The sequence below is a fragment of the Winogradskyella psychrotolerans genome, from assembly GCF_018860565.1.
Classification (GTDB): Bacteria; Bacteroidota; Bacteroidia; order Flavobacteriales; family Flavobacteriaceae; genus Winogradskyella; species Winogradskyella damuponensis.
The window spans coordinates 503,711-517,054 of record NZ_JAHKPS010000022.1; the positions used below are offsets into that span (position 1 = coordinate 503,711).

A 13,344-nucleotide genomic window follows, 5' to 3' on the forward strand; every position below is an offset into this window, starting at 1 on the left:
GTGAAAAGTTTCAATATCCTAGCAAATGATTTTAACTACCAGCATGTGACTCTTAAAAGATAATACATATAAACAGATGAATTTCAATTCAAAATTACCCAATGTTGGCATCACCATTTTTACTGTAATGAGTGCTTTGGCAAAAGAACATCATGCTTTAAACTTATCACAAGGGTTTCCTAATTATCCAAGTTCTCAAAAATTAAATGATTTTGTTACCAATGCCATGAATAATGGGTATAACCAGTATGCACCAATGGCAGGCAATTTAGAGTTGCGTATGGCTATTGCTCATAAATACGAATTATTGTATAACAGCTCTTACCATCCTGAAAAAGAAATCACAGTTACAGCCGGAGCAACCCAAGCCATTTATACAATCATTTCAGCTTTTGTGAGGCCAAATGATGAGGTAATTATATTTAAGCCCGCCTACGATTGCTATGAGCCCGCTGTTGAAATTAATGGTGGTCAAACGATTCCGATTCAATTATCTGCACCTAATTATAAGGTGAATTGGGAAGAGGTGGCTTCAAAAATTTCGTCTCAGACAAAAATGATGATTATTAATTCGCCACACAATCCAAGTGGAACGACATGGTCTAAAGACGATATGCTTCAACTTCAAAAATTAACCAAAGACACTAATATTCTTGTATTAAGTGATGAAGTTTACGAGCATATTGTATTTGATGAAGCTCAACATCAAAGTGCGTGTTTGTTTGAAGATTTAAAACAGCGCAGTTTTATAACGGCTTCTTTTGGAAAGACATTTCATAATACAGGTTGGAAAATTGGTTATTGTTGTGCACCTTCAGTATTAATGTCAGAGTTTAGAAAAGTACATCAGTTTAATGTGTTTTCAGTCCATCATCCATCTCAAAAAGGGATTTCAGATTATATGCAAGACGCTGAAACATATCTTAGTTTAAATACTTTTTTTCAGCAGAAACGCGATTTGTTTTTGAGTTTGATTTCAGAATCTAGATTTAAGTTTCAACCATCACAAGGGACTTATTTTCAGGTATTAGATTATTCTAAAATTACAGATGATTATGATGTAGACGTTGCAAAACGCTTAACTGAGGAGTTTAAAATAGCAGCTATTCCATTATCCGTTTTCAACGAAAAAGATAAAGATGATAAGGTGTTACGATTTTGTTTTGCCAAAACGGACGAGACTTTAGTTAAGGCTTCAGAAATTTTATGTAAAATTTAAGTTACTTTTTACAGATTTCTGTGTCTTAATAATGAACAAAAAAATTATATCATGAAATATTATATTATACTATTATTCTTAAGCCTATCACTTTCTTCTTTTGCACAAGAAGTTACAAAAGACGGAAAAATTTATGAGGTTAAAAATGAGAAGATCTATTTAGACGGACAAGATGTTACTGAAACTTTAACTCTTGAAGAAAAAACATTGATTTTTAAAGAAGCGGCTGTAATTACAGAAAAACTTAAAGTAGAAGCCGCGGCAAAAGCTAAAGAGGTTGAAGCAAAGGCAAAATTAGAGGCAGAAACAGCAAAGGCCGAAGCAGTGAAATCTGAAAAAGCAGCTGCAAAGCTTAAGAAAGAAGAAGAGAAGGCATTAAAGAAAAAAGAAGAAGTAGCTGAAAAACTCGAAAAAGAGAATAAAAAAGCAGAGAAAGCTCAAAAAAAAGCAGAAAAAGCACAGAAAAAGGCTGAAAAGGAAATAAAGAAAAAAGAAAAGCTTCAAAAGAATTTTCAAAAAGCAGAAAGCAATCTTGAAAAAGGACAAAAGAAGTACGAAAAGCTAAAAAGAAAAGGTAAGCTATCGCCTCAAGACGAAATCAAGTGGCTTGATAAATTGGATAAACTAACTAATAAAGTAGCTAAGGCAAAAAGTAAATTATAGAAGTCAGCTTTATTAATTTATTAGAGCAATCTAAAAAGTAGATAGATTATTGTATCTGCTTTTTAGGTTGCTTTTTTTATGCTTTTTTTTGAATTCAAATTTGTAATTTTAAGCTATGAATTCAGAATTGAAAGTTGCGATTGTTCAAACGGCATTAGTTTGGGAAAACCCAGAGGAAAATAGGCGATTATTAAGTCATAAGATAGCTGCTATTTCAGCAGACGTTGATCTTGTAGTATTACCAGAAATGTTTACTTCTGGTTTTACAATGAATCCTGCTGAGGTTGCCGAGACTATGGAAGGAAACACCATAGTCTGGCTAAAAGAACAAGCCAAGTTAAAGCAAGCTGTAATTATGGGAAGTCTTGTGATTTCTGAAAATGGTAAGTTTTATAACCGTATGGTTTGTGTAGAGCCATCTGGCACAATTACCACATACAACAAGCGTCACACCTTTACTTTAGCAGGAGAACATAAGGTTTATACTGCGGGAACAGAGAAGGTAACTTTTAGCTATAAAGGTTGGAAAATTTGTCCGCTAGTTTGTTATGATTTGCGATTTCCTGTTTGGGCAAGAAATGTTGAAGATTACGATCTCATAATTTATGTTGCTAATTGGCCAAAAATTAGAATAGGCGCATGGGATGCTCTGTTAAAAGCAAGAGCAATCGAGAACATGGCTTATTGTGTTGGCGTGAATAGAGTAGGACTAGACGGAAATAATTTTGAATATTCTGGACACTCTGCAGCTTACGATGTTTTAGGAAATAGGCTGGATACTATTTTAGAAAACCAAGATGTTGTTGAAATTGTCTCTTTAGATAAAGCGGCTATTAAAAAATACCGAGAAAAATTAAATTTCTTAAACGATAGAGATAATTTTACTCTTGAAATTTAAAATCAATAACAAAATCAAAGTTAGAACGTACAGGGTCTATTGGTTCTGAGTAGCTAACTCGTTCTGGTTGAATACCTAATAAGAAGTTTCCTGTGTCGTATTTACCATTGCCATTGGTATCAAAAACAATACGTAATGCATATTGGTTTGGTGCTAAATTTGTGAAATCTACAGCAGGAGCGTCAGTAGTGTATTGTTCATACATCACTTCACCTTTATTGTCTACCAATTGAACAATTAAAGGGAGTTCAGCATTTTTTAAGTTCACTCTTATGTTCCCGTATTCAGATTTCATCTTTGTTTTTACGGAATAATTTAGCGTGTCTTTATTCGTGTTATCGTAAAAGTCAGTAAAAGTACCAGGCAACATGGTAAAGTCGTATTTTTGTCCTTCTTGTTTATTAATAGCAAATAAATAGGTATTAAAAATGGAGTCGTACTTCACTTTATAAGGTACAGAAAGCGAATCGTTAGTTGTTAATTTAATTTTTGTGGTATCAATTTGAGTTAATGGAATGTTTGCTTCAACAGCAAAATCCTCGTCATAATTTATAGTTCCTTTAGTTAAGGCTGTTATTTTTAAAGAATCTGCTTTTATAGTTCTAAAACGATGTTTAAAAGTGTCTGTATACTTTTCGTTTGTAACAACGAAAAATGTAGTGTCTATTTCAAATTTTGGTTTATACCAATAATATAAGGTATCTGTTTTTTTATCTTTAATGATTCGGGTTTTGTAACCTTCAGGTTTGTCGTTTAAGACTTTAATTCGCATGTTTTCGTAGTCTCCTTCATAAGGAAAAATAATTCTGGTGTCTCCATCTTGCTTTGGCTTTAAGGCTTTAAAGTTTACATTTTCCTTAAACAATGTTAGTTTGTGAGAAGTGGAATCTGCTGGCACTGTTATAAAACCTTCTTTAAACCCTATTTTGTCATTTTTTTGATCAAACTTATAGTTAGAATTTTGATCTTTTAACGCAATTAACTTATAGGTACCTGCCTTTATATTATCTATACTAAAAGTTGTAACACTATCGAGTGTGTTTGTAATATATCTAGGTTTCTGTTTGTAAACTATAGAGTCTGTATAGGTAGAATCTGCCTCGTAAAGCATTACAGAAACAAATGTGTCTGGTTCTTTAAGTAAAGCATCTTCAATATGTCCTTTTACAGATAATGAATCTATGGTGTTTCCTGTTGAAAATACATAGCGGTAATAAGGGTATGGATTTTCTTCGTTGTTATCTACAATACTTTCACCAAAATTAAAAGCATAAGTCGTATTGTCTTGTAGAGTATCTTGAATAGTGATAGAAATATATTTGCTTGCTCCGCTCGCAGGTGTTACAATAGGATCTAAATCCATTGGAGGAGAAATAATAAGTTGTTTCCTAATATCTTTAATTTTAACGTATTCGTTAAAATGAATTTTAATCGTTTTTCCTTTAAAGTTTGTAGAATAATTCTTTGGATTAGATTGCGTTATTACAGGCGGTTCTGTATCTTTTTCACCACCTGTTGGTGTACCACGATTGGCACAGCTAATAATGCTTATTGCAATTAAAATCAGACTTAAAATTCGCATTAAATGTAAACGCATCTATCAAAATAATTTAGCACAAAGAAACAATATAAATGTCTTTACTCAAAACATATATGCTTTGAGTGTTAAAACGAAAAAATCAATCGGCAATTGCCATTGTAGCAAGACTTAACTTAATTTTATCAATTTTTAACAAAACAGAAGCACAGGCTTCAATTGTAGCGCCAGTTGTGATAATGTCATCAACCAATAAAATATGCTTTTTTGTTAAAGATTTGTTTTCAGAAATATCAAATAATGCTCCGTCATCGTTCCAACGTTTTATACGGCCTTTAAAAACTTGTGTTTTGGATGCTTTTGTTTTTATTAAAACCCTATCGTTATAGTCTATATTTAATGCTTTAGCTATTTCTTTACCAAATTTAGCGACTTGATTATAACCGCGTTTTCTCAATTTGGATTTATACAATGGTACAGGCACAACAACATCAATAGTTTTGTAAGCTTCAACAGTTGCTAATTCGGAGCCAAGCCACTTGCCAAAAAAACCTCCAATAGCTTCATGGCCTTTGTACTTTAAATTATGAAGCATTTGTTGTACAATTCCTTTTTTAGAAAAATGTAGTAATGCTGTTGCATTTTCTAATTTTACTCTGCCGTAAAGAACCTTTTTTACGTCTTCAGCATTATCAAAATGAAAGTTGGTAATAGGCAAATGGTGTCTGCAAGATGTGCAAATAACCATCTCATTATCGCTTAAAACATAATTACAGGCTTCGCAAACCTTAGGAAAGAACAAGTTTAACAAGTTTTTCATCACTTAATCGATTAAAATAAAATCGCTGTACAATTAACTCTAATTTCGCATTAAATTAAGAAAAATAATAATGATAGTTAACCCTCAATTATTTAACTATAGATTAATTATAGGTTCTTTATTAGTCGTTTTAACTGTTTTAGGAATATATAGCTTTAATAAATATAAGTCAAATGAATCCTATGAAGAATTCTTAAAACAAGAAAAAGTTTTGATAGAAACCGAACTATCAGACTTGTTATTAAGTTATGACGAACTGAGCCAAGACTATGATCTTATGGCTTCTCAGCTCCAAGAAGCAAAATTAGAGACTAAGGTTGCCTTAGATTCTTTAAGATTATTAAATAGTGATTTATCCATTATCACTAGGTTTAAAGAGCAGCTTGTAGTTTTAAAATCTAAGAGTAAAGTGCTACTTCGCACCATTGACTCGCTAAATTCTGCTAATATTAAATTGCAGAATGAAAAACGTTATGCCTTAAATACTATAAAACAGAATAAAAGCACTATAAATGAATTGGTCGTTGTTAATAGCGATTTAGAAGAAGTCAATGACTCATTACACAAATCTATTTATAATGCAGCGATTTTAAAAGCGAGTAATGTTAATGCAACATCTTATAAATTAAAGTCTGGTAAAAAACGTTTTACAGATAAAGCAAAACGTGCCAATGCCATTGATGTGTGTGTAACGTTGAATGAAAATCCACTAGCATTAAAAGGAAAAAAAGATATTTATATTCAAATTGTGAGTCCACAAGGAAACGTGATTTCTGATAAAGGAGAAGTGGTTTTTGGTGATGCATCATTAAATTACAGTAAAAGAGAAATTGTAAATTATGATAACGAAAATCTAGAAATTTGTACTGCAATTATTGCAGATAAGAATGAGCAACCTTTTCAAAAAGGACATTATTTTATCAATATCTTTCACAGAAATATAAAATTAGGGAGTACAAGTATTATTCTAATATAATAGAAGTAAATAAATAACGATATAATTTTTGAAAAACCGTTCTGTTAATCAGAGCGGTTTTCTATTTTTGCAGTATTATGGCAAACGAAGATCAATTTAAAAAAGTAATCTCTCACGCAAAGGAGTATGGTTACGTGTTTCAGAGTAGTGAAATCTACGATGGACTTAGCGCAGTATATGATTATGCTCAAAATGGAGTAGAATTAAAGAAAAATATTAGAGACTATTGGTGGAAAGCCATGGTACAAATGCATGATAATATTGTAGGAATTGATGCTGCAATATTTATGCATCCAACCACATGGAAGGCTTCTGGCCACGTCGATGCATTTAGTGATCCTTTAATTGATAATAAGGATTCTAAAAAACGTTATAGAGCCGATGTTTTAGTAGAAGATTATTGTGCTAAAATTGAAGCAAAAATTGAAAAGGAAGTTAAAAAAGCAGAAAAACGCTTTGGAGAAGCTTTTAATAAAGAAGAATTTATTTCTACTAACGGACGTGTTGTTGGTTATCAAGAAAAAATCGATTCTATTTTAAAACGTTTAGGGCAATCTTTAGAAAAAGAAGATTTAGCAGACGTAAAAGCATTAATTGAAGAATTAGAGATTGCTTGTCCTGTTTCAGGAAGTCGCAATTGGACGGACGTTAAGCAATTCAACTTAATGTTTGGAACTAAACTTGGCGCATCTGCAGAATCTGCAATGGACTTGTATTTAAGACCGGAAACAGCGCAAGGTATTTTTGTGAATTTCTTAAACGTTCAGAAAACAGGACGTATGAAGATTCCTTTCGGAATTGCACAAACCGGAAAAGCATTTAGAAATGAGATTGTAGCAAGACAATTTATTTTTAGAATGCGTGAGTTTGAACAAATGGAAATGCAGTTTTTTATAAAACCAGGCACACAAAAAGAATGGTTTGACTATTGGAAGGACGCACGTTTAAAATGGCATAAATCACTTGGTTTAGGTGAAGATAATTACCGTTTCCACGATCACGAAAAATTAGCACATTACGCTGATGCGGCTACTGATATTGAATTTAAATTCCCATTTGGTTTTAAAGAATTAGAGGGAATTCACTCGCGTACAGATTTCGATTTAAAACAACACGAAGAGTTTTCAGGAAAGAAACTTCAGTATTTTGATCATGAAGATAACGCAAGTTACACACCTTATGTATTAGAAACGTCTATAGGTTTAGACCGTATGTTCTTAGCCGTCTTCTCAAATGCTTTAGTCGAAGAAGAATTAGACAACAATACAACTAGAACTGTTTTAAAATTACCAGCAGTTTTAGCACCTACAAAAGCAGCGATTTTACCATTGGTTAAAAAAGATGGTTTACCAGAAATTGCAAAACAAATTGTAGATGATTTAAAGTGGGATTTTAACGTGACTTATGATGAAAAGGATGCCGTTGGAAGACGTTACAGAAGGCAAGATGCTAATGGAACCCCATTTTGTATTACGGTAGATCATGATACTTTAGAAGACCAATCTGTTACGATTCGTCATAGAGATACGATGGAACAAAAACGTGTGAAGATTGAAGACTTAAAAGCTATTATAAAAGCTGAGGTTGATGTAAAGCATTGGCTTCAAAAAATGTAATTATAAAGTCCCGATAAATCAGGCATCTTTAATAAAACCGAAAACACCCAAGCTTATAAGTTTGGGTGTTTTGTTTTTATGAATTAATGCTAGTAAAGGCAATTATATATCATACTAATGGCTATGGCCTCCTTCACTATCATTTAAAAGCATTCCAATACCTTTAACTAAGATTTTTTTATCTTTCAAGTCTTCTGAATTTAAAATTTCTACAACGTCTTCTGTTGCTTTTCCAATAGTTACTTTTACTTTTTCGAGATGAAATTCATTGTTTTCTTTCGTTTTTAAAACCAGAACATAATTAGCCTCTTCTAAGCTAATTATCGCTTCTTTTGGTAAACCTATACGTTTTGTACTATCAGTAATAATTTCAGCATCTACAAACATGCCAACAATAAAATGATCTTCGTCGTTATCTATATGACCATGAACTTGAACTCGTCTACTCTCTCCGTCAATTGTGGTGCCCACTAAATGAACGTCTGCATTAAAGGTTTGATCTGAAGCTTCAGGAATCTGAAATCTAATTTTTTGTCCTTTTTTAATAGCCATTATATCCTTTTCAAAAACCGATAATTCCAAATGAACATGATGTGTGTCCACAATTTCTAAAATAACATCACTTGGAGAAACATAGGTGCCATTACTCACGTTTACTTTAGTTACAAATCCGTCAATTGGTGCATATAAATTAATACTCGATGAAATAGTGCCTTGTTCTACACGTTGTGGATTAATATGCATCATCTGTAATTTTTTACGTAAGCCGTTGTAGTGTGCTAAGTTGCTTTTATAGGTGCTTTCTGCTTTTAAATAATTTTTTTCAGACGTAATTTGTTCATCAAATAAGGTTTTTTGTCTGTTAAATTCCGATTTTAAGTAATTTAATTGCTCGGCGACTTCTAGATAGTTTTGCTGTATTTCGACATATTCAGGATTTTCAAGTGTAACTAAAAGTTGGCCTTTTTTTACTTCGCTACCAATTAATAAAGGTGTTTTAGTAACGTAGCCACCAATAAAAGTTGAAATACTTGATTTGTTTTGTGGTGGCACATCAATCATGCCATTGACTTTTATACCTTCGTTAAAATCAAATTCCTCTATATTTCCAAAAGCCATGTTTTCACTTTTAAATTGTGCTTGTGTGACGGTTATATCCTCATGCACCTCTTCAGTTGGTGTAACTCCCAATACATTGTTTTTTTCTTTTTCGCAAGCTGTGATAAGCAGGGCGAATATTATGATATGTAGATATTTCATTTTTAAAATAGTTTTAAAATAAGGTGATTAATGTTGATGACAGTTTGGTTGTATGCGTTTAAATTATCTAGATAAGACAGCTCAATATCTTTAGCTGTTTCTAAACTTTGGATGTATTGAAAAAAGTCAATTTCACCTTCTTTAAAAGTGCGGTTGGCTGTTTTTATAATTTCATCTTTTAAACGTTTTCCTTGTGTATCGTAATAATTTATAGCTTCGTTGTATTTGCTTAGTGTGGTTAAGAGTGATTTATATTCGGCATTTAATTGCACTTCATAATCTTGTTTTTGTTCTGTAATAATGTCTTTAGCAATTTTTAAGGCTTTAATTTTTGAAGAATTTCCAAAGAACAGTAGCGGAATTTTTATGCCAAATTGATAACCCTTGATATTCGTATTTAATTGGTCGTTGGTGCCTTGAAAATATTCAAAATTAAGGTCTGGCAAAAGGTTTTGCTTTTCAGCTTTATAACGTGCATTTTGATACGTTTTAGCACTTTCAAAATACAATAAACCAGAATTATCTTGAAGCGAAGGACTTTGTAAGTTAAGCTTTACTAAGTCTTTGTCTACAATGTCTAAAGTGTCTACTTGTACAATGGCTTTTAACTGTTCTTTAGAAAACTGAACGTCTTGTAAAGCTTGATGATATAGGGTTTGCAGTTGTTTTTGCTTCGATTCTGCGGTGATGGTTTCCAAATAATTAGTTTCACCAAGTTCAAAGCGTCGTGCCGATTTTTGTGCAAAATCTTGATACAAACTATCTAAAAATCGATAGGTTTCAGCTTTCTGCTTCATATAACTCAACTGATAATAAGCTGAATAGACTTGTTTTTTAACCTCTTGGAATTGTAAGTTGTACTTAGATTCTTGCAAATTAACCAAGGCTTTATTTACATTTTTTTCAGCAAAATAAACCGTTGGAAATTTGAAATTTTGAGCAATACCAAACACTTTTAAGGGCTCATTATTTATAGCCATATTGTTTTCGTCATAATTATAATAGAGCTCTGTTTTATCAAAACTAAAGGCGCTTCCAACAAAAGCAGCGCTTTTTTCAATTTGTAATTTAGACGCTTTTAAGCTAGCGTTGTTTTCTATTGCTAAATCTAAAGTTTGTGTTACGGTAAGTTTAGATTGTGCATTGCCATTCCACATGCATAGAAAACCAATAATGGTTACAACTGTTGTTTTATTCATTTTTAAAACTGTTTTTTGTTTAAACCATGTGTATAAAACGGGTAAAACCACTAAGGTTAAGATGGTTGCGGTAAATAAGCCGCCAATTACCACAGTAGCTAAAGGGCGTTGCACTTCTGCGCCAGCATTGGTTGAAATGGCCATTGGTAGAAATCCTAATGCGGCCGCTAAAGCAGTTAATAATACAGGTCTTAGACGTTCAGTAGTTCCTCTTTTTACTAAGGATTCAATCGTTTCATTAGCATTTTCTTCTTGTAAGGCTTTAAAATGTTCAATTAATACAATGCCGTTAAGGACAGCAATTCCGAAGAGTGCAATAAACCCAACTCCTGCCGAGATGCTAAATGGTAAATCGCGTAACCATAATAATAAAATGCCACCAACTGCAGCGAGAGGAATGGCAGAATATACAATTAAAGCTTCCTTTACTGAATCAAAAGCAAAATACAAGAGTATAAAAATTAAAGCCAAGGCAATTGGAACAACAATTAACAATCTGTCTTTAGCACTTTGTAAATTTTCGAATTGACCTCCGTAAGTAATCGTATAGCCAACAGGAAGTTTTAATTGGGTGTTGAGAATTGATCTGACATCATCTACTACCGATTCTAAATCCCTATTTCTAACATTAATACCAACAACAATGCGGCGTTTAGTGTCGTCTCTAGAAATTTTAGCAGGTCCTTCTGTATATGTTATATCTGCTAATTCGCTTAATGGAATTTTGTTTCCGTTAGGCACATCAATATATAAGTCTTGAAGGCTAGCCAAATTTTTTCTGCTCGATTCATCTAAACGCATCACTAAATCAAACCGCTTTTCTCCTTCAAACACATTACCAACCGTTCCTCCTGCAAATCCCATTGAAATCAAATGATTTATATCTGAAATATTAAGACCATAACGTGCTATTTTTTGCCGATTGAAAATCACACTCATTTGTGGTAACCCCTCAACTTTTTCAACTATAATATCGGAAGCTCCTTCAACATGTTCAATTAAGGCTTTAACGTCATCTGCTTTTTTTGCTAAAACGGATAAATCATCACCAAAAATTTTAATAGCAACATCTGCTCTCACTCCGGTAATGAGTTCATTAAAACGCATTTCTATTGGTTGCGTAAACTCCACATCCATACCCGGAATAATAGAAAGTGCCTCTTTAAATTTATCTGCCAATTCATCTTTACTCGCTGCAGAGACCCATTCCGTTTTAGGTTTTAGTTTTATAATAACATCACTTTCTTCCATAGACATTGGGTCTGTTGGGACTTCAGCCGCACCAATTCTAGTAACCACTTGATTTACTTCGGGGAAATTGTCAAGTAGAATCTGTTCTATTTTTGTAGTAATTTCTATGGTTTTTCCTAATGAAGTTCCCGTTTTAAGTACGGGTTGAATCACAAAATCTCCTTCATCTAAAGTCGGTACAAATTCACCTCCCATTTTACTGAATATTAAAACACTAATTGCTAATAAAAGTGACGATACTATAATGACCACTTTTTTATGGGCTAAGGACCAATTAATAATAGGTTGATACCCTTTATTAATAATATTCATTAAACGTACCGAAACGTTTTTTGATGATTGTTTATTAGGTTTTAGAAATAACGAAGCTACCACAGGAACGTAGGTTAAACACAACAACATGGCACCAATTAAAGCAAAGCTAAAGGTCAATGCCATTGGTCTAAACATTTTGCCCTCCACACCGCTTAAAGCTAAAATAGGAATGAAAACAATTAAGATGATTAATTGTCCAAAAATGGCAGAATTCATCATTTTAGAGGCGCTTTTTAGTGTAATAGCATCAATTTCTGTCTGTTTTGCTTGTTTATGGAGTGCTTTTAATTTATCGTTTTGCGAAATAATTTGAAAAGCAATAAACTCTACGATAATAACAGCGCCATCTATAATGATTCCAAAATCGATAGCTCCAAGACTCATTAAGTTGGCGTCAACGCCAAACACATTCATCATAGAAATGGCAAACAATAAACTTAAAGGGATTACAGAAGCGACTACTAAGCCAGAACGCAGATTTCCAAGTAACAAAACCACCACAAAAATGACAATGAGTGAGCCCAGAATTAAGTTTTCTGAAACTGTAAAAGTCGTTTTGTTAATGAGTTCGCTACGTTCTAAAAAACCATTGATAAACACACCTTCTGGTAAGGTATGTTGTATGGATGCTACGCGTTCTTTTACGGCATCTATGATGGCTTTAGAATTTCCATCTTTAATCATCATTATTTGCCCTAAAACTTTTTCGCCTTCACCATTTCCAGTTATAGCTCCAAAGCGTGTAGCGCTTCCAAAACCAACTTTGGCAACATCTTTAATGTATATTGGTGTCGTTACATTTTTAACTACAATATTTTCAATATCGTCTAAGGTTTTCACCAAACCTTCACCACGAATAAAAAAAGATTCATCATTTTTTTCAATATAACCACCCCCAGCAACACTGTTATTTTTTTCTAATGCATTGTAAATTTCAGAAATCGAAATATTCATAGCATGTAATTGCTTCGGATTGATGGCAACTTCGTATTGTTTTAAAAATCCGCCCCAAGTATTCACTTCAACGACCCCAGGAATTCCAGAAAGTTGGCGTTTTACAACCCAATCTTGGATGGTTCTTAGATTGGTTGCAGAATACTGGTCTTCATAACCCGGTTTTACATCTAAAATGTATTGATAAATTTCACCCAAACCTGTTGTGATTGGTCCCATTTCCGGACTTCCAAAGCCTTCTGGGATTTTTTCTGTTGCCGATTTTATTTTCTCGGCAATCAGTTGTCTAGGAAGAAAGGTGCCCATATCATCTTCAAAAACAATGGTAACTACAGAAAGACCAAATTTTGATACGGAACGGATTTCTTCTACGCCTGGCAAATTTGCCATTTCCAATTCTACAGGATAGGTAATGAATTGTTCAACATCTTGCGTCGATAAATTGCTCGATGTGGTAATAACTTGTACTTGGTTATTAGTAATATCTGGAACAGCTCCAATAGGAATTTGGGTTAAGGATAAAATACCAAAACCAATAATAAATGCTGTAAACAGGAAAATAATCAGCTTGTTTTTTAAGCTGAACTTTATAATGTGTTCTAACATAATTCAAAAAAATAAAATTTAATAAATGCC

At 32.9% G+C, this 13,344-nt stretch carries 9 protein-coding genes; 5 read left to right on the forward strand and 4 right to left on the reverse strand.

All coding sequences use genetic code 11. The annotated features are described in order from the left end of the window. Positions 1 to 76 precede the first annotated feature (76 nt). The 3 genes from KO504_RS11150 (at position 77) to KO504_RS11160 (ending at position 2,780) form a co-directional block, all read left to right on the forward strand. Entirely contained in the window at positions 77 to 1,219 is a 1,143-nt protein-coding gene (locus KO504_RS11150) for a methionine aminotransferase (protein WP_215926875.1), read from the forward strand. Positions 1,220 to 1,270: 51 nt separating this feature from the next. Next, entirely contained in the window at positions 1,271 to 1,882 is a 612-nt protein-coding gene (locus tag KO504_RS11155; RefSeq protein ID WP_215926877.1) for a hypothetical protein, read from the forward strand. Positions 1,883 to 1,997: 115 nt separating this feature from the next. Then, entirely contained in the window at positions 1,998 to 2,780 is a 783-nt protein-coding gene (locus KO504_RS11160) for an amidohydrolase (protein WP_215926879.1), read from the forward strand. On the opposite strand, the gene KO504_RS11165 is transcribed toward KO504_RS11160, so the two are convergent. Together KO504_RS11165 and KO504_RS11170 are read right to left on the reverse strand one after the other, a co-directional pair. Further along, complete coding sequence (locus KO504_RS11165; RefSeq protein ID WP_215926881.1) at positions 2,764 to 4,377, reverse strand: Ig-like domain-containing protein; 1,614 nt, start codon at positions 4,375 to 4,377, stop codon at positions 2,764 to 2,766. The two genes, KO504_RS11160 and KO504_RS11165, sit on opposite strands and share 17 nt — an antisense overlap. An 82-nt stretch (positions 4,378 to 4,459) precedes the next feature. Continuing rightward, positions 4,460 to 5,137, reverse strand: a complete 678-nt coding sequence (locus KO504_RS11170; protein ID WP_252723667.1) for a ComF family protein — start codon at positions 5,135 to 5,137, stop codon at positions 4,460 to 4,462. A 70-nt stretch (positions 5,138 to 5,207) separates the two neighbouring features. Here KO504_RS11170 and KO504_RS11175 point away from each other — a divergent pair, with 70 nt between their 5' ends. Both KO504_RS11175 and KO504_RS11180 read left to right on the forward strand, forming a co-directional pair. Continuing rightward, entirely contained in the window at positions 5,208 to 6,113 is a 906-nt protein-coding gene (locus KO504_RS11175; protein WP_215926885.1) for a hypothetical protein, read from the forward strand. Between the two features lie 77 nt (positions 6,114 to 6,190). Then, complete coding sequence (locus KO504_RS11180; RefSeq protein ID WP_215926887.1) at positions 6,191 to 7,729, forward strand: glycine--tRNA ligase; 1,539 nt, start codon at positions 6,191 to 6,193, stop codon at positions 7,727 to 7,729. Positions 7,730 to 7,843: 114 nt separating this feature from the next. Here KO504_RS11180 and KO504_RS11185 read toward each other — a convergent pair whose 3' ends face one another. Continuing rightward, positions 7,844 to 8,989: an efflux RND transporter periplasmic adaptor subunit gene (locus KO504_RS11185; RefSeq protein WP_215926889.1), complete on the reverse strand. Its 1,146-nt coding sequence runs from the start codon at positions 8,987 to 8,989 to the stop codon at positions 7,844 to 7,846. Positions 8,990 to 8,991: 2 nt separating this feature from the next. Next, a complete protein-coding gene (locus KO504_RS11190; protein WP_215926891.1) occupies positions 8,992 to 13,314 on the reverse strand; it encodes a CusA/CzcA family heavy metal efflux RND transporter in 4,323 nt (1,440 codons plus the stop codon). Positions 13,315 to 13,344 lie beyond the last annotated feature (30 nt).